The following is a 21,390-nucleotide window of genomic DNA, read 5'->3' as shown; positions in this document are numbered from 1 at the left end:
TCGTATTATAATAATCTTCTTGCTACTTCTTTTACGCTGTCTACTGCAGAAACGGTATAGAAATGTACATCATTTACACCATTGGTATATAGTTCTTTTACCTGGTGGGTTGTCCATTCTATCCCAAGTTGCTTAGCCTCTTCGTCATTCTTGCATTTCATAGCTTCGTTAGCCAACTCTTCAGGAAAATCGATGTGGAAGACACTAGGAACAACTGATAATTGTGATAATTTGGCAAATGGTTTGATACCAGGAATGATAGGTATTGTGATGCCCATTTCGCGTGCTTTCTTCACAAAATCGAAGTATTTCTTATTGTCATAAAACAGCTGGGTTACGGCATAAGTCGCACCAAGATCCTGTTTTTCTTTTAAATATTTTAAGTCGATATCCAGATTTGGAGCTTCGTTATGCTTTTCAGGATAGCATGCTACTCCGTATTCGAATTTTTTTCCTGGATGCTTGATGGGAGTACCATCTACAAAGTAGCCATTGTTAAACTGATTTACCTGTTTAATCAATTCTGTAGCGTGATCGTATCCACCTGGTACTGCTTTAAATCTATTGTCTTCGTGTGCTTTGTCACCGCGAAGCAAGAATAATGTCTCAATACCCAAAAATTGTATGTCGAGCAGTTCGTATTCTATATCCTCTTTAGTAGCTCCGCTGCAGATCAAGTGTGGAATGACAGGAATGTTATATTTGTTCTGAATAGCAGCAGCTATAGCTACAGAACCCGGACGTCTGTGGATTCTGCTTTTCTCAATGAGTCCGTTTTCTAGTTCTTGATAGATATATTCAAACGAGTGGTTTGTAATGTTGATAAATAGAGGATTGAATTCTTTCAATTTATCGATTGTGCGAAACAAACCATCTGTTCCGTTTCCTTTTAGAGGTGGTAGTACCTCAAAAGAAAAATGCTTTTGCGCATTACTGCTATTTAGTATTTCTGAAATATTCATATATGTTAAAAGGGTATTTGGTTGCAAATTTACTAAAAAAAAGTGTCAATAAAGCACGATTTATTGCTTTTTCAAGGGCTTTTTCGTTATTTTTTTAGGGCTAAATAATAAGTGTAAATCATTATTTTAGATTTTGGTGGTTGTATTGATGATTTCTGTCATATCTTGAAACGGTACATTATATTCAGCAAGAAATCGTGTGAAACAATTGGTGCTATCAGTTTGCTCATGATGAAGTGTGCATTGAAAGCAGAGATTCATTCCCAAGTATAAATTTCCGTTATTCTATGCTTTTTGCTATTTAATAGCACTATCATTATATAGAATACTCTTGTTGGGTTTATGAATTATTTCAAAGGATTATATTTTGGGCAGTTAAAATATGAAATAAGTTTTGTTAGAATATTGTAAAGTCATATTGGAATATGCTTTTAGATAGTTGTATATGTTGCTAAAAATATTGGTAGAGTAGAATATTGCAATCAAGTTTTTATAAAAAAAAGGAGTTACAATATTGTAACTCCTTTTGTGATCCGTTTGGGGCTCGAACCCAAGACCCCAACATTAAAAGTGTTGTGCTCTACCGACTGAGCTAACGGATCTCCGTAACTTTGTATCTCAAAAGCGAGTGCAAAGGTAATGCATTTTTTTGAAACTCCAAAATAATTTCGCACTTTTTTTTGAAAAATCTTCATTTTTTTTGTTTTAGGGCTGTTTTTGTGGGGTTTCTTCATGTTCTCGGGTGACATATCTTTGCCAATAAGCCATAATGAGAGTCGTGAGTGGAAGCGCAATAATTAACCCAATGAAGCCTAAAACTGCTCCCCAAACAGACAAACTGAGCAATAGAACTGCAGGATTTAGTCCCATAGCCTTGCCCATAACCTTAGGAGTTACTATAAAATCAGTGATAATTTGTACAATAATGAATACCAGAACTGCAGAACCAAAGACAATCCAAAAGTTCTCACCTGTGTCTGCTGCTTTGAGCATAGCAAGGAAGGCTGTTGGAATCAGAGCGAAAGTATGCAAGTAAGGTACGAGATCTAGAATACCAATCAAAATACCTAGACCAATTCCCATAGGGAAACCGATAATTGTAAAGCCGATGCAGAACATGATACCCATAATAAGGGCAACAAGTCCCTGTCCTCTGATATAGTTATTGAGCGCATGTTCTACGTCCTGTGCTAATTCTTGCCAAAATGGACGATTCTTCTTAGGGAATATCTTAATCCAGTTTTGGGTAAGGTATTCGTAATCTAGAAGAATGAAGAACATATATAATAACGTAATCATGGAGGCTATTATACTGATTACAATGCTCGCTGTTTGTCCTAAAACATTAAAGACTTTGGGCATTGTAGTCTTTACAGCATCGTTAAAGTCCTTGCTTTTTAAGAAATGTTCTATCTCAACTTGGTTGTTAACAAACCAATTTTTTATAAGTGTTGTTAGTGAATTACTATGTGTAGTTTGCCCCAACCACCTATTTAGTACATCTTCGAAGCGAGCAAACTGGTCAAGCATTGGAGGAATGATAGCATAATATAAGGCTCCGATAACAACGACAACAAGAATAAGAGTCAAAATGATAGCTAAAGCCCTCACTTTAACATGCATATTGTATTGGATAAACTTGACGATAGGATAAAGTAGATAGGCAAAAAGCCATGCTATGAAAAACGGGAGCAGTACACTGCTCAGATAGTTGACGACATAAAATGTAGTCAGGATAAGCAATATAATGCCTATCCAACGAGCTGCTTTATCAAAGGTTATTTCCTGTTTCAGAAATTGTGGCTCTTGCATGTTTCTTTTCCTCCTTTAACTTATCCTCTTCAAGCACTTTGCGATAACATTCTCGGCAAAGAGGTTCATATTCTTCTTTTTCACCAAGAAGAACACGGTTGTTGTTATGTACAAGACGATGACTGACATATGCTAAAGCACCACAACGTACACAGATAGCATGTACCTTGGTTACTTCATCGGCAATGGCACAGAGTGCTGGAATAGGACCGAAAGGTATCCCCTTGAAATCCATGTCAAGACCAGCAATGATAACACGAACTCCCGAATTGGCTAGTTGATTGCAAACATCTACAAGTCCCATATCGAAGAATTGGGCTTCATCGATACCTACTACATCAATTTCGTCAGCCATAGCGAGCAAATGTAATGCTGCAGATGATTCAACTGGGGTAGAATGGATCACATTTTGATCATGGCTAACGACATCCTCTTCAGAATATCGTGTATCCATAGCAGGCTTAAATATTTCCACTTTCTGCTTTGCAAATTTCGCACGCTTCATACGGCGAATCAGTTCCTCTGTTTTTCCAGAGAACATAGACCCGCACACAATCTCGATTCTTCCAGGGCGACGTGTTTCGCCAATTAAATTTTCAGTCATTTGAATGCAAAAGTACAAAGACGTTTTAAAAATTGCAAAGAATTAGTCCCTTTTTTTGTTGTCGAAGATAATTTAACTATATTTGTATCAATTATGGGCATATTATATATTGTACCTACACCTGTAGGCAACATGGAAGATATGACGTTTCGTGCCATTCGTATATTGAAGGAGGCAGATGTCGTCTTAGCAGAAGATACTCGTACTTCAAGTGTCTTACTGAAGCATTTTGAGATTAAAAATCATTTGATAGCTCATCATAAATTTAATGAGCATGGTACTTCGGCTCGCATTGTTGAGGAATTAAAGGCTGGTCGTACAGTTGCGTTAATTAGTGATGCTGGTACTCCAGGTATTAGTGATCCAGGTTTCTTTTTAGCACGTGAGGCTTCTAAAGCGGGTATTACGGTGCAGACTCTTCCTGGACCAACTGCTTGTATTCCTGCTATTGTAAATTCGGGACTCCCTTGTGACCGTTTTTGCTTTGAGGGGTTTCTTCCACAAAAGAAAGGACGTCAGACTTTCTTAGAATCGCTGAAAGAGGAATTCCGTACGATGGTATTTTATGAGTCTCCTTATCGTGTTGTGAAAACCTTACAGCAGTTTGCTGAATATTTTGGTGGTGATAGAAATGTTAGTGTAAGCCGTGAAATTTCCAAAATGCATGAAGAAACGGTAAGAGGTTCCCTTAATGAGGTTATTACTCATTTTAAGGAAGTCGAACCACGAGGTGAATTTGTTATTGTGCTTGCAGGTAAAGAAAGAGTCAAAAAGAGTGCTAAAAACAAAAAGCTAAAAGACGAAGAAAAATGAGAAAGTTATTGATGGTGGCAGTGTTAGTTACTTTAGTTGTGACAGGCTGTCAAGATAATAAAAAAGAGGCCCCAGCTTTAGTTCGTTTAGAGCAGACAGATTCGCTTCAAAAGATAATTACCCAAAAAGACAATGAAATGAACGACTTGATGGGTACGCTCAACGAAATAGAAACAGGGTTTCGTGAAATCAACGAAGCTGAAAATCGAGTGGAGTTGGTTAAAGATGGTGAAGGCGCCAATCGTTCTCAGCAGTTGCGTGAGAATGTCCAGTTTATCTCAAATCGTATGAAGCAGAACAGAGCTTTGATAGCTAAACTGAGGCAACAGTTGCGCGAAAGTAGTTTTAAAGGTGATGAGTTTAAGAAGACTATCGAAAACCTTGTGAAACAGATGAACGAGAAAGACCAGCAGCTGCAGGAACTTCGTGTAGAATTAGATGCTAAAGATATTCATATAACAGAGTTAGATGAAACAATCAATACCCTCAATTCTGATGTTAATAATTTGACTGCAGAGAGTGCACAGAAGACAGAGACTATAACGAATCAGGATAAGCAATTAAATACAGCGTGGTATGTTTTTGGAACAAAGAAAGAATTGAAAGAGCAGCGTATCCTTGTTGATGGTAAAGTGCTTCAGGGGAATTTCAATAAAAGCTATTTTACCAAGATTGATATTCGCGTAAGCAAAGAAGTAAAGCTTTATTCCAAGTCGGTTCGGCTATTGACCATGCATCCTTCTTCTAGTTATACGCTGACGCAGGATAATAATAATCAGTATATTCTACGAATATCTAATCCTCAGCTTTTCTGGAGTACTAGCAAGTATTTGGTCGTTTTAGTCAAGTAAAAGAGAATTTCTATATGCTAGAATCGGGCAACTTTTTTCATGATGAAAAGGTTGCCCGATTTGTTTTATCTTCGATGTTGAAAGAAACGCTGCATCAGTTCTTTGCATTCATCTTCAAGTATGCCACAAGTTGTTGAGGATTTGGGATGCATAGTCTGTGGAGCATATTTACGATATCCTCGTTTTTCTTCGGAAGCACCGTATACAATTCGTGGTATTTGTGCCCATCCTATGGCACCGGCACACATCGTACATGGTTCGATAGTCACATATAGTGTGCAGTCTTTTAGATACTTCCCACCAAGTGTATTGGCAGCTGCAGTTATAGCTTGCATTTCAGCATGAGCCGTAACGTCATTCAGTGTTTCGGTTAGATTGTGTGCTCTTGATATGATTCTTCCTTTGCATACAATAATAGCACCGATGGGTATTTCGCCCTCCTCGAAAGCTTTTTGGGCTTCAATGAGTGCTTTGCGCATAAAGTTCTCGTCTTCTTTTCGTATTTCTTCTGTTGTCATAAACCTATTTTTAGTGAGACAAATTTACAAAGAAAAGTTTGAAGATGTAGAATAAAAATCGTAATTTTGCATTAGTAATAGTGAATAATAATGGCAGAACATAACGATTTAGGTGCTTGGGGGGAGGATAAGGCTCAAGAATACCTGGAAAGTGAAGATTATGTAATTCTTGAGCGAGATTGGAAGGACGGTAAGCGTGATCTTGATATTATTGCAGAGACTCCTGATGGTGAGCTAATTGTTTTTGTAGAGGTTAAGACAAGAACGGTTAATGATGGACAGATGCCTGAAGAAGCTGTTGATCTTGCTAAAATAAAAAATTTACGATCAGCTGCTAATGTCTATGTTAAGACTTATGAGGTTGACAAACCGCTTCGCTTTGATATCATCTCAATTACTGGTTCTGATGGTATAGTCCAAAGGTTTAAACATATCGAGGATGCTTTTAACCCATTATTGTTTTAAAAATGAATATAAGGGCAATACATTTAAAGGAAACGGATTCAACAAATCGTTGGTTAGCAGATTATACACCAGCGAGTGGTGAAGATATGACCGTTGTTGTTGCTGACTATCAGACGGCAGGTAAAGGACAGGGTACCAATACGTGGGAGAGTGAAGTTGGTAAAAATTTGCTTTTTAGTATATTGATACATCCGACAATGGTCCCTGTGGCTCGACAGTTTCTATTATCAGAAATGGGGGCTGTTGCTATTAAGTCTGTTTTAGAGAAATATACGGATGGTATTACTCTTAAATGGCCGAATGATGTTTATTGGAAGGATAAAAAATTATGTGGTACACTTATTCAAACTTCGATAGCTCAGCATCATATCAAAAATTGTATTTTTGGTATTGGCCTTAATGTTAATCAAACAGAATTTAGAAGTGGTGCCCCAAATCCCGTTTCGCTTGTTCAGATACTAGGTTATGAATTGGATTGCGAAGAATTATTGCTTGAAATTGTTGAGGCTTTCAAAAAAACAATGGAGTTAGTTTTACGAGCTGATTATAATTCGATAGTTGCTTTGTATCATTCTGCGTTATATAGATCGCATGGTTTTCATACCTATCGAGATGCTTATGGAGAATTTGAAGGTGCTTTGGTAGAAGTAGAAGATGATGGTCATTTAATTCTGAGGGATCGGAAAGGAGTGATGCACTCTTATGCTTTTAAGGAGGTGCAGTTTTTGTTAGATTAAAATGTAAACTTATTAATATATGGCAAGATTCAAGAGAATACTGCTCAAGTTGAGTGGTGAAAGTTTAATGGGTAATCAAGGTTTCGGTATTGATCCAGATCGTTTATCTGACTATGCAAAACAGATTAAGGAAGTTCACGAAATGGGTGTACAGATAGGTATTGTTATCGGAGGTGGTAACATTTTCCGTGGGCTTAGTGGTAGTCAGAAGGGGTTTGATCGTGTAAAGGGTGATCAGATGGGTATGTGTGCAACTGTTATTAACTCTCTTGCTTTGAGCAGTGCCCTGGGTGCTTTGGGAGTTAAAACAAAAGTATTAACTGCTATTCGTATGGAGCCTATCGGTGAATTTTATAATAAGTGGAAAGCAATAGAGTCAATGGAAGCAGGATATGTATGTATATTCTCTGCTGGGACTGGTAGTCCTTACTTCACTACAGATACTGGCTCTTCTCTTCGTGGTATAGAGATTGAAGCTGATGTGATGTTGAAAGGTACACGTGTAGATGGTATTTATACAGCTGATCCTGAGAAAGATCCAACAGCTACCAAGTTTACTGATATTACTTATGATGAAATATATACTCGTGGCTTAAAGGTGATGGACCTTACTGCTACTACGATGTGTAAGGAAAATAATCTTCCTATCTATGTATTTAATATGGATATCTTTGGTAATCTTAAAAAAGTAATGGAAGGTGAAGAGATAGGCACACTTGTGCATAACTAATTTCTGTAAGAATGTTATATATAAACAATAAAAGGATACCTCTTTGCAGGTGTCCTTTTATTGTTTTTATTCTTCTGTAAAGTCTACATATTCTCCTTCGTCCTTTGGAATAATCTTCTTATTTACTTCTCTAGAATTGTGCACGTCGAAAATAATTTCTTCGTCCGAAGAACAATCCTTTGATTTATTCTGCTTAGAAGTGTAAGAACCATTACTATGTTGATTATTACCAAAAGATTCATTCATCTGCTGTTTAAAGCGATTAGCATGTTGGCGTATCCGTGTATAAATACGAAAAGCGACCATGCCCACAATCAGAAGGAATGCAATGATGATAATTAGCAGAAAATGAAGAATTGTTACCATATAATTATACTCTCTTACGGTTGAGAATAATTGAAAGAATTACGTACCAAGCTATAATGAATGCAAATGAAGCAGTCAAGTAGCCGATGCATAAAAAGAGAGTAAAGAAGATAATGCATGTAATGATAAAAGAATATTTTACTTTGTTTTCTTTCCATCCCCAATGTTTGAATTTCAAAGCGAACATTGGTATCTCAGAAATGAGTAGCCAACTGCTCAGACAAATCATGAATAGTAGAAAGTATACACTATACGTAGAATGTTCAAAGAAAGGAGTGCCTCCTATAATTAATGACCCCCAAAAAAGGGCATTAGCAGGTGTAGGTAATCCGATAAAAGAGGTAGTCTGACGCTCATCCAAATTAAATTTCGCTAGTCTTAAAGCAGAAAAAGCAGCCATAATATATGCGAAATATGGAATATATGCTCGATAAGTGTCTAAGAACTCAGGATACTCTATAACATTTAGTTGCCAAAAAATGATGGTAGATGGGGCGACACCGAAGGTGATATCGTCTGCAAGTGAGTCTAGTTCTTTTCCAATAGGAGAAGACACTTTGAGTAAACGAGCACTCATTCCATCGAAGAAATCAAATATGGCACCAATGATAATCCATGCCAGGGCCATGGATGTGTTTCCTGTAAACGCATAGGTAGTGGCAATGCAGCCAGAAACCAGATTACAGCACGTAATAGTATTTGGAATATGTTTCTTGATAGACATTACTTCAATTTTGCAAGAATTGTTTGATCGCCAGTCGTCTTCTGTCCCATTTTTACCAAAATTTCAGAATCGACAGGAAGGAATACGTCTACTCGTGACCCTAATTTGATAAAGCCGAGGTGTTCATCAATGAAGCAATCTTCTCCGTCTTTAGCGTAAGTAACAATACGACGAGCTGCTGCACCGGCAATTTGACGACACAAAATATCAACACCGTCTGGTGTAGTAATCATTGTATCTGCTCGTTCGTTTTCCTCACTGGCTTTTGGGAGCCATGCTTTATGAAAATTACCATTGCGATGACGTACAAACTTTACTTTTCCATCAACAGGAAACCAGTTAGCATGAACATTAAAGAGGCTCATAAAAATGGAAACCATAATGCGTTTGTCGTGGAAGTATTCATTTTCTTGAACTTCCTCGATAACAACGATTTTACCATCTGCAGGAGCAACAACAAGTTTGCTGGTATCGTCTACATTAATATAGCGGATAGGACATTGGTAAAAGTTTGTTACAATACCATAGACTATACCGAAAATAACTACAAAACTCCAAAATGGAATTTTTGTTTCAAAGACATACCATAGCAGTCCCGCAACTGCTATTAATAAAATACCGCTATACAATAAGGTGTTTGTTCCTTCTCTATGTATTCTGATTTTTTTAAATTTCTTGATTCTATTTCCCATTCTGCGGATTAGGTTTTTATCATTCTGTGCAAAGGTAAACCTTTTTTGGTAATTTTGCAAATTTTTTCTCTTTCTTTTGGCTATTCGGAGTTTTACTCGTATCTTTACCAACGTTTTTCTAAGGAGAGAACTATATAAATGGAAGATTTTGTTCATTTACACGTCCACACTCATTATTCTATTCTTGATGGTCAGTCTAAGATACCTCGTCTTGTTGATAAGGCTATTCAGGATGGCATGAAAGGTATGGCTATTACCGATCATGGCGTCATGTTTGGTATTAAGGAGTTTGTAGATTATTGTAGTGGTGTTAACAAGGGACGGAAAAAGGAAGGTTTAGAACCATTTAAGCCGATAATTGGTTGTGAGATGTATGTGGCTCACCATCGTCTTGAAGACAAGGTTAAAGAAAATGGTGATCAGAGTGGTTATCATCTTATAGTTTTAGCAAAAAACTATGAGGGATATAAAAATCTCATTAAGTTGGTATCCCGTTCTTGGGTTGATGGTTATTATTATCGTCCTCGAACAGATCGCGTAGATCTAGAAAAATATCATGAGGGTCTTATTGTTTGCTCAGCCTGTATTGCGGGTGAAGTCCCTGCTAAAATTATTAAAGGTGATATTGCTGGTGCTCGTGAAGCTTTAGAATGGTATCATCGTGTTTTTGGTGAGGATTATTATCTGGAACTGCAACGCCATGAGGTAAAGGATCCAGTGATTATGGCTAACCGTGAGGCTTTCCCTTTACAGCAAAAAGCTAATAAGGTCTTAATAGATTTTGCTAAGGAATATGGTATCAAATTGATTTGTTCCAACGACGTTCACTTTGAGGATAAAGAAACGGCGGAGGCACATGACCATTTGCTTTGTTTGTCTACTGGTAAGGATTTGGATGATCCGATGCGTATGCGATACAGTAAGCAAGAGTGGTTTAAAACACGTGAGGAGATGAATGAAGTTTTCTCTGATGTTCCAGAAGCTCTTTCAAATACATTAGATATACTGGACAAAGTAGAAATGTACAGTATAGATCATGGTCCTATTATGCCTTTCTTCCCAATTCCTGAATCGTTTGGTACAGAGGATGATATCCGAAAAAAGTTTTCTACAGAAGACTTGTTGAAGGAATTTTCTTCTGATGAAAATGGGGATAATACTCTTCCTCGTGAGGATGGTTTGAAGAAGATAGAGTCGTTAGGAGGATGGGATAAAGTTTATCGTATCAAGTATGAAGCTGAATATTTAGCAAAACTAGCTTACGATGGGGCTAAGAAATTATACGGTGACCCACTGCCGCAAAATGTAAAAGAACATGTAAATTTCGAGTTGCATGTCATGAAGACTATGGGTTTTCCTGGCTACTTCTTGATCGTCTCTGATTTTATTCGAGCAGCTCGTGAGGAGTTAGGGGTTATGGTCGGTCCAGGTCGTGGTTCAGCTGCGGGTTCTGTGGTTGCTTATTGTTTAGGTATTACGAAGATAGACCCACTAAAGTATGATTTACTGTTTGAACGTTTCTTGAATCCTGATCGTGTAAACCTTCCTGATATTGATACAGACTTCGATGATGATGGCCGCGGTAAGGTGTTGAGATGGGTAATGGATAAGTACGGTCATGAAAACTGTGCTCATATTATTACCTATTCGAGTATGGCTACCAAAAACTCTATAAAGGATGTTGCTCGAGTAGAAAAGTTGCCTCTTGATCGTTCAAATGCTTTATGTAAAGCCATTCCTGATCGTCTCCCTGATGGTCTGAAGATGAATTTGACTAATGCAATCAAGTGTACTCCTGAATTACGTGAGGCAGAATCGTCTTCTGATCCAAGAGAGCGTAATACTATAAAATATGCTAAAATGCTTGAGGGTACAGTCAGAGGAACAGGTATTCATGCTTGTGGTTTTATTATCTGTCGTGACCCGATTAGTAATTGGGTTCCGGTATCTACTGCTGATGACCCAGATTTTCCTGGTCTCAAAACGGCAGTGACTCAGTATGATGGTCATGTGATTGAATCTACCGGTTTGATCAAGATGGACTTCTTGGGTTTGAAAACACTTTCCGAGTTAAAAGAGGCTTGCAAAGTTGTTAAGCAAACTACTGGTGTTGAAGTAGATCTAGATAATATTCCTATTGATGACGAACTGACTTATAAGTTGTATCAAGAAGGAAGAACCATTGGTACCTTCCAGTTTGAATCAGCAGGTATGCAGAAGTATCTTCGTGAACTAAAGCCTACCGTCTTTGAAGACTTGATAGCCATGAATGCCCTGTATCGACCAGGACCTATGGATTATATACCTTCATTTATTGCTCGTAAAAACGGCAGGGAAGAGATAAAGTATGACATTCCTTGTATGGAGAAATACTTAAAGGATACGTATGGTATTACTGTGTATCAAGAGCAAGTGATGCTTCTTTCTCGTCAGTTAGCTAGTTTTACTCGTGGTGAGAGTGATGCCCTTCGTAAGGCAATGGGTAAGAAGAAAAAAGCGATTGTAGACCAAATGAAGCCAAAGTTCTTGAAGCAGGGACAAGAAAATGGTCATGATCCAAAAGTGCTTGAAAAAATTTGGGGTGACTGGGAGAAATTTGCTTCTTATGCTTTCAATAAATCTCATGCTACTTGCTATTCATGGGTAGCTTACCAGACAGCCTATATGAAGGCTCACTATCCTGCAGAATTTATGGCCGCGTTGATGACCCGTCGTTTTAGTCAGATTACAGAAATCACCAAATTGATGGAAGAATGTAAGTCGATGGGTATACAGACATTAGGCCCTGATGTTAATGAGAGTTATTCAGGATTTGGTGTTAATGATAAAGGAGAAATTCGTTTTGGTCTTTCTGCTATTAAGGGTATGGGTGGTAATGCTGCTGCATCTATAGTAGCTGAACGCCAGAAAAATGGGCCATATAAATCAATATTTGATTTTGCAGAACGAGTAGATTTTGGTTCTGTCAACCGTAAGGCTTTTGAGAGTCTTGCACTGAGTGGTGGTTTCGATGGCTTTGGTCTTCGTCGTGAACAATATTTTGGTACTAGTGCCAAGGGGGAAGTTTTCCTTGATACACTTGTAAAATATGGTCAGTTGTTCCAGGCTGAGCAAATGGAAGCGCAGACATCACTCTTTGGTGGAGCTGATGCTATTGAAATTGCAACTCCTCCGATACCAGAGGGAGAGCAGTGGAGTACAATCGAAAAGCTAAACAGAGAGCGTGATCTTGTCGGTATTTATATATCAGCTCATCCTCTTGATGATTATAGTATCGTGTTAAATAGCATGTGTAATACGCATTGTACAGAAATTGAGGATAAGGCTGAGCTTGCAAAGAAGGAAGATATTGTTTTAGGTGGAATCGTTACAGGCGTAAAATCTAAATTTACCAAGAATGGTAAACCATGCGGCTTTGTGACAATCGAAGATTTTGAAGGCTCAGGAGAACTTGCTTTTTTTGGTGAAGATTGGGGTAAATGGAGAGGTATGTTGACAGAAGGCTGTTCGGTATATATAACTGGTAAATGTGTTCCCAAATATCGTGATTCTAATTATTACGAATTTCGTATCTCTGATATACAATATTTACAAACGGTAAAGGATACTAAAATAGACAAAATTACGATAGAAGTAGAAAGTGATGTACTTGACGAAGCAACAGTAAATGATATGAATATCATATTGGCAAACCATCCTGGTAAGACTGCGGTTTACTTCCAGATACACGACAAAGATACACATAGTGTAGTTTTGCTTCGTGCTAAGGATATGATGATTGATATTCCGAAGGAGTTGATTCATCTGATAGACAGTAATGCAGATATGAATTATCATATCAATTAATTATGGCATAAAGTTTGCGGATTCCGTATTTATTAATTAAATTTGTGCACATTATAAACTAAACGAAAGGAATAAAGATGGAAGTAACAATTACAACTGACAATTTTGAGTCTTATAAAAATGGTGAATTACCTTTGGTAGTAGATTTGTGGGCAACATGGTGTGGTCCTTGTCGTATGGTAGGTCCTATTGTTTCAGAACTTGCTAATGACTATGATGGCAAGATTGTTGTAGGTAAATGTGATGTAGAAGAAAATGATGAAATAGCTATGGAATATGGTATTCGTAATATTCCTACTATTTTGTTTTTCAAGGGTGGTGAGCTAGTTGATAAGTTCGTTGGTGCTGCTTCAAAGGCTACTATCGAAGAAAAATTCAAGGCTTTGCTGTAAGATTCATAGTTTCATGATATATAAAAAATGAGAATGTCAAAATGGCATTCTCATTTTTTATATGCTTATGTTTAGTATTCGATGTTTCTAGTACCATCTTCGTTGGCGGTTATAGTAACTTTAACAGCATCTTCAGGAAGCAGGTCTTCTATGAGTTCAGGCCATTCTAGGAAACATAAATTACCACTGTAGAAATAATCTTCATACCCCATGTCGTATACTTCATCTAACTTTTTAATTCGGTAGAAGTCAAAATGGTATATTGGCTCACCTAATTTGTTAGATGTATATTCATTGACGATTGCAAAAGTTGGTGATGTAATCACGTCGTCAACATCTAGTGCTTCACAAATGGCCTTAATGAAAGTAGTCTTTCCAGCTCCCATTTTACCATAAAACGCAAAAATTTTGTTGTCGCCTAAATTATTTAAAAATTCTTGAGCGGCTTCCTGGATATTATCCAGTGATGTAATCGTAATCTTCATATTTTATCTATTTATCTCTTTCTTGGTTTTAAAGTAATCAGTGGAATGAGCATTTCCTCCATTGAAATGCCACCATGCTGAAATGTATCCTTATAGTAAGATACGTAATAATTGTAATTGTTTGGATAAGCAAAGAATGATTCACCTGTGGCAAATACGTAAGACGTGCTAATGTTAGGTGATGGTAACTGTGCTTTAGCAGGCTCTTTTATGGCAAAGACTTCCTTGGAATTATAAGCTAAGTTCTTTCCTAATTTATATCGCAGATTGGTATTGGTGTTTCTGTCTCCGATAATTTTTACGGGTTTAGAAGCACGTATGCAGCCATGGTCAGTAGTTAGAATAATTTTAAAATCTTCTTTGGCTAGTTGTTTAAATAGTTCGGATATGACAGAATGTCGCAGCCAACTTGTGGTAATACTTCGATATGCCGATTCGCTATTAGCGAGCTCTCTAACCATTTTGGATTCTGTTCGGGCATGAGATAACATATCAATGAAGTTGATAACAACGACATTGAGATCTTTTGATCTAAGATTATCAAAATGCTCTAAAAACCTATCTGCACCTATGGAATCATTGATTTTGTGATAAGAAAAAGAATTGTGTCTTCTGAATCGGTCTAATTGTGTCTGGATGAGTGGCGCTTCGTTCAGATTCTTACCTTCTTCTTCATCCTCGTCTACCCACAATTCTGGAAACATTTCAGCAATTTTGTTAGGCATAAGTCCACTAAAAATCGCATTTCTTGCATATTGTGTAGCAGTAGGAAGAATGCTCATATATACATCTTCTTCAATGTCGTACAGATCACCTATTTCTTTAGCAAGCATTTTCCATTGATCGAAACGAAAATTGTCTATTACAATGAAAAATACTTTTTCATTATTATCTAATAATGGGAATAATTTTTTCTTGAAAATCTCTGGACTTATTATAGGCCGTTCGGCTTCTTTATCCTTCATGGTCTTGGGGTTAACCCAGTATAGATAGTTTTTGGATATGTATTTAGCAAATCCGATATTGGCTTCTTCTTTTTGCATTTTCAGCATATCGGTCATTTCGCTATCTGTACTACTGAGTTCGAGTTCCCATTTCACAAGAGTTTTATATAGGTTAATCCAGTCTTGTGCAGTTCTGCATTCGCTGATCTGCATCATGATATTCTGGTAGTTTTGCTGATATTCGCTCTGTGTTACTTCAGTAACGATTTCCTTTCGGTGGATATTTTTTTTCAGACTGAGCAAAATTTGACTAGGATTGACAGGCTTAATCAGATAATCTGCTATTTTAGATCCGATTGCCTGATCCATGATGTGTTCTTCCTCGCTTTTAGTGACCATAACAATAGGGGTCGTAGGTTGAATATCCTTTATCTTTTGGAGCGTTTCTAGTCCACTGATACCAGGCATCATCTCATCCAGCATTATAAGATCATAGTTCTGCTGTTTGCATAGGTCAATTGCGTCGCTGCCGTTACTTGCTGTTACAACTTCGTATCCTTTCTTCTCAAGGAATATAATATGTGCCTTTAGAAGTTCGATTTCGTCGTCTACCCACAATAATAATCCATTGCTCATAATTAAAATCCTTCTAAATCATAATATTCATCTTCCAAATCGAAGGTTTGCTTTTGAGGTTGGCGTTTGTCCTTCGTCTTGGAACTGTTGCTTTTTGTATTACTAAATCCATCATTGAAATATATGCCTGTATTTGTCTTTTTGGAAATAGATTCCTTTTTGACCGAAGACTTTTGGGATGGTATATTTTTGCTAACTTTGCTATTGCCATTGACAATTGTCTTCTTTGTTGTTTCTTTTTCAATGACTGTTTTGGTAGGAATGGTAACTCCTAAAGTCTTTGGTGATGCAGGTACAGGAGTTGCTGTTTTTTCTTCTTTAATTTCTACAACAGTTGTATGAGAAGAAGGAGAAGAAGTATTTTTTTCTTTTTCCTGAATAATAGTACCTTCTAGTTTAGGTTCTATATCCAAACCATTGTCAATGAAAATACCGTCATTAAGCATATTATTCATTTCTTCTTGTGTCGGTGTTGTACTGCTATTTTCTTTGTCAGTGATAATTTCTTCTGGCTCAGTCAATAGGCGGAATGTACGTATCTTAAGTGTTGCAAAATGCTTCTTGTAGAATTTATCATAATCACTATAAGACAAATATTTCCCAATTATCTCAAGGTTTGTATTGCTAATGATTAACGTGTTAGCATTTTTTTCAATACTCCTGACAATATTTTCCTGATCTGCTAATTGTCGAGCATATTGCATTGCTTCGTCATAATTCCTAAATCCTTGGATGCGCATGCGATGTATGCCGTCAACATCGTCGATGGCTATATCGAAATTGCGGACAAGGAAATTGGTGAAATTGAACTTCGCAACTTCAAATAATAATTTGTTTTCATGTAGTGAATCTGGATTATACATGATGATGAAATTAAACTCCGTATTTCGTTCAGCCGTAAATTTTTGATTTTTAATAGTATTACTATCATTAAGAATATCTGCACGCTGATTCCATACCACATTCAAATCAAATTTGGCTCCATGTAGTTTTCTTCCGTCGTTAACTCCATTCAAAATCATACCAGCCATTTCTGCCAGTCTGCTGTTAGCGAATTTATCGACGATAGTTTTCATATCAGAAATACAACCTTTGGTATCACCACTATTGAGTTTGCTCATACCACCGATAAATAGAAATTTATCTCTATTAGCACCAGTAGGGAAGCGATATTCAGAAATACTTGTATTGGCTTTAACTTCTTGATATCGATCTGCTTTAAATGCTTCGTATGTAGCAGCGTATAGAGAGTCTTCTATTTGTTCACCAAATTTTGCATTTTCTATATAATATGGGTCAGTAAGGAGAGTCGTCCATTGACTTTGTGGATAGTCATCTTTTAATTTTTCGATATAAGTATTAGCTCTATTAGCTTGTCCTTCACGTGAATATAACAAAAATAAATGATAATAAACATCATCGAGGTGTTCATAATCTGAATAATTGTCAGTAATACGTCTAAGTGCTTTTTCGCTAAGTGTAAGATTGTCTAATTTATCTTTAAAGATTATGCCACAGTGGTATAATGCATCTTGAAGAATCTTATTACTTGCTGTAATTTGTTCTTCTGTAAATGGAATATCTTTGAGATAATATTCGCGCTTATGTGGATTGTTCTGTGCGCTATCGCTTATATTTTCCAGCGAATCAAGTCTATTCTGTTCTGCAAAAAGAGAATCTCTCTGTTCATCAGATAATTGTTCCTGATTCTCTTCACCCATAGCAACAACGGTTTTATTGGAGCGTTGCCAGTTATCCACGTTTTCCCGTTTGCCCCATGATCTTTCAAAGGAAACTTTTCCCTGTGATACCGTTAAAGGATTGTAGAAATACCAAATTCCGTTTTGTTGGGTGTTAGATAATTGTTGAGGCTGCTGTTTATTTGTATTTGCTGTATGAAAGCCATTCTTGCTGTTATTAATTGTAATTTGTGCTTCTGCTTCTTTATTTTTTTGTTCTTTTTCTTTTTTCTTGTAATTAGCTATTAATTTATCAATAATAGCATATCTTTCTTTATCGCTCATACGAGCTAAACGCTGTAGAGAGTCTTGTAATTCCACAGCGTCACTATAAGGAACCAATTCTTCAAGAATCTTGTCGCGATCTTCAAGAGTCTTATAATCTTTTCGGTCTTTATCGAGAAGACCTATAGCAGTACTATAACATCGATGTGCATCTCCGTATTTTTCCTTATCCCAGTATAAATTGCCAAGATGTAGCAGTAATACACCTTTTTCTACACCATTACGAGTTGCTTTTTCATATCCTTCTTCGTAGGCTTTTATAGCTTGCATAGTGTCTTTTTGTGTTAAATAGATATTTCCAATGGCATAGTATACTTGGTCAAGATATTCTTTATTGTTATCAGATGCAGCCATACGTCTGAGTCTTGAAATCATTTTCTTGGCTTGCCCTCCAGCCATAACTTCAGTCATAGCAATGCGTGCATTGAATGCCAGTTCGTATGGTGGATTGAGTCTTTGTACATGCTTAAATGCAGTATAAGCTTCTTGATAATGACCTAAAGAAGCCTCAATTTGTCCAAGTAAAAACCATTCACGAGCTTTTTGCTTGCGTCTCATTTCGTGCTTGATAACCTTTTTCAGAAAAGGTATTGCTTTATCGAAATTATGGGTATGTAAATAGTAATCGGCATACGTGTAGTCCCATTCTTTTTGTGCGCGCCAATGGATGGAGTCTCTTTCTATATTTTTCATGACATCTTCTGCATCATACAAAAATCCCTGTTGTATGAAGCATTTGGCCAACCAGGCACGTGCCTTTCCATAAATGGCAGGTTGTGTCTCGTATAATCGACTCATATAGGAAAAGGTTGATACAGCTTCGTCAAACTGTCCGGAATGAAACTGAGACCGTCCCATTAATAACCACGCTTTCCAAAGAAATGGGTTAAATTCTTTGCGATTAAGCCACTCTATATCTTTTGCTGTTTTTCGTCTGCTTTTATCCCAAATTGGTTTACGTTTTATACTATGTTGTTGGATAGCTTTTTCACATTTTTCAATAGCTCTATCAAAGTTAGACTTGCCAATAGCTATACTGTTCTTGTTTCCAACAGTATACAGTGGAATTATTTCAGTATAGTTGTCTCGATTGCCGTTTTCTTTTTCAAGGGAAGCGTCAATATAGGCTAGCGAACCATTGTAATAGGTGTTGTATTTGGCATTAAGAGAATGCCACCATCTATTTTTAGCTGTATTCTTTTGGGTAGAACAGCTCACAATGGCTACAAGAATAGACATTATTAATAGTAGTTTAATATGTGAAATCCTAATTTTCAAATTCTAATGCTTTTATGATATTTTTGATGAATTAATCTTTCGATTTTCATCATGATGTACATGATGATGCTTACAAAGATTATGGACGCTCCAGAAGGAACATTTAACTGGTAACTGATGCCAAGTCCCATAAGGCAGTCTATCCATCCGATAATGATGCTGAGTAGAATCATCTTTTTATAAGAGTATGTATAAAGATTTGCTGTCATCTGTGGTATAGTCAGCAGACTTATAGCTAAAACGATACCCACCATTCGTAGTGTTGACACAATGGTCATCGCGATGAGAGCCATCATGAGATATTCGATGAAAGTTACAGGTAGGTGTTGTGAACGAGCAAAAGTACGATCGAATGCAATACTTTGTATAGGTCTTAAAAAGAAAGTAAAAAGTAAGGTTACCACAGCTGCCAATATACCTAGAAGTATGAGGTCGCAACTTTCTATCGTTAATATGTTGCCAAATAGAAACGATGAAAGATCAGGCATAAATCCTGGAGTAAGAAAGCAGCATATAATTCCGATACTCATGCCAAGTGTCCAAAAAAGAGCAATTGCAGAATCTTCTCGTACACCTCCTTTTCGGGAAATCCACTGAACACCAAAGGCGCTCATGATAGAGAAAAACATGGCACTCCAAATCGGACTGATTCCCAAAATGACACCAATGCCTATTCCACCAAAAGAGGCATGAGTAATACCACCACTAATGAATACCAATCTGCGGGTAACGATATAGGTACCAATGAATCCGCAGAGTATGCTGGCTAGTAGAGAACCGATTAGAGCATTCTGGAAAAATGTATATTCAAATATACTCATGTTTTTTGTCGTTTTTATCGTTTGTAGAGTTTGCCTCTTCTATAAGTGCAATTAACTCATCTTTCAGAGGATTTGGAAAATTAATCTCTCGTAATATCAAACTTCTGTTCCACGCTTTTACTTCTTCTGGTCTCATGGTGTACATAATGTCTGAAAATAGCTCGACTTCTTCATTTGTATAGCTATCAGATGCTTTATGTTTGAACTGATCAAGTTCTTCGTCATCGAAATATTCTATTTCTTTGGTCGCAGCTTCCATGACGCATTCTTGTTCGCATTTAGGGTCAGAACCACTGCAGGTAGCGCAGTTGGCTGTTGAGGGAGCTATAGTAATTTGACTTTCTCCTTTCCTGTTTGATATATAGCCGAACAAGGCTGCAATAATACCTAGAAAAGCTAGTGAACCGATTAATACCCACATTGTGTTAATTTTGTTTGATTAAAAAATTTGCCTGTCGTAGATCATCCCAAAAGTGTGGGTATGATTTGCTGACTACTTGTGGATTATTCATCAACAGATCCTTATGAACAAAGCAAGTTGGTGCAAAAGCCATAGCCATACGATGGTCTTCATAAGTATCTATCGGTGCCATGGACGCTTCACATCTATCGCCATTCCAAATTAAAGTATCATCGTGCTCATCATGCAGTATAAAACCAAGTTTTCTTAGTTCTATTTTGAGAGCTTCTATACGATCGGTTTCTTTAATTTTCAGACTTGCTAATCCTGTAAAATGGAATTTTATACCCAATTCGCAGCAAGTTACAACTACGGTCTGTGCTAAATCTGGACATTTTGTAAAATCGTATGTAAACGACTCTAAATGGTATGGAGTTTTGGTTAGTGTAACTGTTGTTGTTGCATCAGTACCTGATTCTTCAAAAACAGTGCGTACTCCTAACTTAGCAAAGATATCCTGAATTACAGAATCGCCTTGGAGTGAATTCCTGAACAGCCCGGTAAGATGTATTTTAGCCTGGTCATCTTTGCAAAGAGCCATAATTTCGTACCAATATGAACTGCCACTCCAGTCATTTTCAACAAGATACGCTTTGTTAATATATGGTTTTGGTGATACTTTGATAATATTCTCGCTTTCCCATTGTGCTTCTGCTCCAAAATATGCCATAATTTTAAGTGTCATGTTTATATAAGGTCGAGACACAATTTCACCAGAAAGTTCAAGTTCCAATCCTTGTTTAAGAATTGGTCCAATCATCAATAGAGCTGAAATATATTGAGAACTTATATTTCCTGGAATTTGCAAATGTCCTCCGGTAAGTTGTTTCCCTGTGATGTGAAGTGGTGGAAATCCATCTTCTTTTATATACGAAATATTGGCGCCAAGTGACTTTAATGCATCAACAAGTATTTTGATAGGACGATGTTGCATTCTTTCGGTTCCTGTAATAGTATGTGAACCAAGAGTAGATGACAGAAAAGCTGTCATGAAACGCATGGCAGTTCCGGCTGCTTTGATATCGATAATGTCAGGGCTATTTTTTAAAGCAGCTATGATGACCTCCGTATCATCACAGTCTGAAAGATTTTTGGGGAGAATCCCGCCGTGTGATAGTGCGTATATGATGAGTGCACGATTGCTAATACTTTTACTGGCTGGCAATTCTATAGTTGCATCTATTTGTAGGGGTGCATTTATTGTGTATGATTTCATCGAAGTTCAATTAT

General features: G+C 37.1%; 20 protein-coding genes and 1 tRNA gene. 7 read left to right on the top strand and 14 right to left on the bottom strand.

Annotation, left to right across the window (positions count from 1 at the left end; genetic code table 11):
- Positions 1–5: 5 nt before the first annotated feature.
- The 4 genes from metF to L6469_RS07605 all read right to left on the bottom strand — a co-directional run bounded on the left by metF (position 6) and on the right by L6469_RS07605 (position 3,378).
- Positions 6–962 carry a methylenetetrahydrofolate reductase [NAD(P)H] gene (gene metF / locus L6469_RS07620; RefSeq protein ID WP_006283581.1) on the bottom strand — a complete coding sequence of 319 codons (957 nt, stop codon included), beginning with the start codon at positions 960–962 and terminating at the stop codon, positions 6–8.
- A 529-nt stretch (positions 963–1,491) separates the two neighbouring features.
- Positions 1,492–1,564, bottom strand: a tRNA-Lys gene (locus L6469_RS07615).
- A gap of 103 nt (positions 1,565–1,667) precedes the next feature.
- On the bottom strand, positions 1,668–2,774 hold the full coding sequence (locus L6469_RS07610; protein WP_094448070.1) for an AI-2E family transporter: 1,107 nt from the start codon (positions 2,772–2,774) through the stop codon (positions 1,668–1,670).
- On the bottom strand, positions 2,734–3,378 hold the full coding sequence (locus L6469_RS07605) for a thymidine kinase (RefSeq protein WP_051214646.1): 645 nt from the start codon (positions 3,376–3,378) through the stop codon (positions 2,734–2,736). Before L6469_RS07605 ends, L6469_RS07610 begins: the two co-directional genes overlap by 41 nt.
- 93 nt (positions 3,379–3,471) lie before the next feature.
- On the opposite strand from L6469_RS07605, the gene rsmI reads away from it, so the two are divergent.
- Entirely contained in the window at positions 3,472–4,191 is a 720-nt protein-coding gene (rsmI, locus tag L6469_RS07600) for a 16S rRNA (cytidine(1402)-2'-O)-methyltransferase (RefSeq protein WP_027453333.1), read from the top strand.
- Positions 4,188–5,042 carry a hypothetical protein gene (locus L6469_RS07595; protein ID WP_027453332.1) on the top strand — a complete coding sequence of 285 codons (855 nt, stop codon included), beginning with the start codon at positions 4,188–4,190 and terminating at the stop codon, positions 5,040–5,042. Before rsmI ends, L6469_RS07595 begins: the two co-directional genes overlap by 4 nt.
- A gap of 65 nt (positions 5,043–5,107) precedes the next feature.
- Here the strand turns inward: L6469_RS07595 and L6469_RS07590 are convergent, their stop codons facing one another.
- Positions 5,108–5,560, bottom strand: coding sequence for a nucleoside deaminase (locus L6469_RS07590; RefSeq protein ID WP_074803191.1), 453 nt, complete (start codon positions 5,558–5,560; stop codon positions 5,108–5,110).
- Between the two features lie 90 nt (positions 5,561–5,650).
- Here L6469_RS07590 and L6469_RS07585 point away from each other — a divergent pair, with 90 nt between their 5' ends.
- Genes L6469_RS07585 through pyrH form a run of 3 tightly spaced genes read left to right on the top strand, consistent with a single transcriptional unit; the run spans position 5,651 to position 7,492 of the window.
- Positions 5,651–6,025: a YraN family protein gene (locus tag L6469_RS07585; RefSeq protein WP_027453330.1), complete on the top strand. Its 375-nt coding sequence runs from the start codon at positions 5,651–5,653 to the stop codon at positions 6,023–6,025.
- Positions 6,026–6,027: 2 nt separating this feature from the next.
- Positions 6,028–6,762 carry a biotin--[acetyl-CoA-carboxylase] ligase gene (locus tag L6469_RS07580; protein ID WP_074803193.1) on the top strand — a complete coding sequence of 245 codons (735 nt, stop codon included), beginning with the start codon at positions 6,028–6,030 and terminating at the stop codon, positions 6,760–6,762.
- Positions 6,763–6,781: 19 nt separating this feature from the next.
- Positions 6,782–7,492 (top strand): UMP kinase, encoded by a 711-nt coding sequence (pyrH, locus tag L6469_RS07575; RefSeq protein WP_027453328.1) that lies wholly within the window; start codon positions 6,782–6,784, stop codon positions 7,490–7,492.
- 66 nt (positions 7,493–7,558) lie between these two features.
- Here the strand turns inward: pyrH and L6469_RS07570 are convergent, their stop codons facing one another.
- Genes L6469_RS07570 through L6469_RS07560 form a run of 3 tightly spaced genes read right to left on the bottom strand, consistent with a single transcriptional unit; the run spans position 7,559 to position 9,274 of the window.
- Positions 7,559–7,858, bottom strand: coding sequence for a DUF4834 family protein (locus tag L6469_RS07570; protein ID WP_006282133.1), 300 nt, complete (start codon positions 7,856–7,858; stop codon positions 7,559–7,561).
- A gap of 4 nt (positions 7,859–7,862) precedes the next feature.
- Positions 7,863–8,582, bottom strand: a complete 720-nt coding sequence (gene pssA, locus L6469_RS07565) for a CDP-diacylglycerol--serine O-phosphatidyltransferase (RefSeq protein ID WP_006282132.1) — start codon at positions 8,580–8,582, stop codon at positions 7,863–7,865.
- On the bottom strand, positions 8,582–9,274 hold the full coding sequence (locus tag L6469_RS07560) for a phosphatidylserine decarboxylase family protein (RefSeq protein ID WP_039870200.1): 693 nt from the start codon (positions 9,272–9,274) through the stop codon (positions 8,582–8,584). The genes pssA and L6469_RS07560 overlap by 1 nt, the downstream gene beginning before the upstream one ends.
- A 138-nt stretch (positions 9,275–9,412) precedes the next feature.
- Between L6469_RS07560 and dnaE the strand changes: the two genes are divergently transcribed.
- Together dnaE and trxA are read left to right on the top strand one after the other, a co-directional pair.
- Complete coding sequence (dnaE, locus tag L6469_RS07555) at positions 9,413–13,120, top strand: DNA polymerase III subunit alpha (protein WP_006282130.1); 3,708 nt, start codon at positions 9,413–9,415, stop codon at positions 13,118–13,120.
- Between the two features lie 77 nt (positions 13,121–13,197).
- Complete coding sequence (trxA, locus tag L6469_RS07550; RefSeq protein WP_006282129.1) at positions 13,198–13,512, top strand: thioredoxin; 315 nt, start codon at positions 13,198–13,200, stop codon at positions 13,510–13,512.
- Positions 13,513–13,583: 71 nt separating this feature from the next.
- On the opposite strand, the gene tsaE is transcribed toward trxA, so the two are convergent.
- Genes tsaE through L6469_RS07520 form a run of 6 tightly spaced genes read right to left on the bottom strand, consistent with a single transcriptional unit; the run spans position 13,584 to position 21,376 of the window.
- The gene (gene tsaE, locus L6469_RS07545; RefSeq protein ID WP_006282128.1) at positions 13,584–13,997 is read right to left on the bottom strand and encodes a tRNA (adenosine(37)-N6)-threonylcarbamoyltransferase complex ATPase subunit type 1 TsaE; all 414 of its coding nucleotides are present in this window, start codon (positions 13,995–13,997) and stop codon (positions 13,584–13,586) included.
- A gap of 11 nt (positions 13,998–14,008) precedes the next feature.
- The gene (locus L6469_RS07540; RefSeq protein ID WP_006282127.1) at positions 14,009–15,577 is read right to left on the bottom strand and encodes a bifunctional response regulator/alkaline phosphatase family protein; all 1,569 of its coding nucleotides are present in this window, start codon (positions 15,575–15,577) and stop codon (positions 14,009–14,011) included.
- 2 nt (positions 15,578–15,579) lie between these two features.
- Complete coding sequence (locus L6469_RS07535) at positions 15,580–18,840, bottom strand: tetratricopeptide repeat protein (RefSeq protein ID WP_006282126.1); 3,261 nt, start codon at positions 18,838–18,840, stop codon at positions 15,580–15,582.
- 35 nt (positions 18,841–18,875) lie between these two features.
- On the bottom strand, positions 18,876–19,700 hold the full coding sequence (locus L6469_RS07530) for a metal ABC transporter permease (RefSeq protein ID WP_006282125.1): 825 nt from the start codon (positions 19,698–19,700) through the stop codon (positions 18,876–18,878).
- Entirely contained in the window at positions 19,687–20,121 is a 435-nt protein-coding gene (locus L6469_RS07525) for a hypothetical protein (RefSeq protein WP_006282124.1), read from the bottom strand. Before L6469_RS07525 ends, L6469_RS07530 begins: the two co-directional genes overlap by 14 nt.
- Positions 20,122–20,125: 4 nt before the next feature.
- The gene (locus L6469_RS07520; RefSeq protein WP_006282123.1) at positions 20,126–21,376 is read right to left on the bottom strand and encodes a 3-phosphoshikimate 1-carboxyvinyltransferase; all 1,251 of its coding nucleotides are present in this window, start codon (positions 21,374–21,376) and stop codon (positions 20,126–20,128) included.
- Between the last annotated feature and the right edge of the window lie 14 nt (positions 21,377–21,390).

The organism is Segatella baroniae B14, assembly GCF_022024235.1.
GTDB lineage: Bacteria > Bacteroidota > Bacteroidia > Bacteroidales > Bacteroidaceae > Prevotella > Prevotella bryantii.
This window is presented reverse-complemented; position numbering and strand designations above follow the sequence as displayed.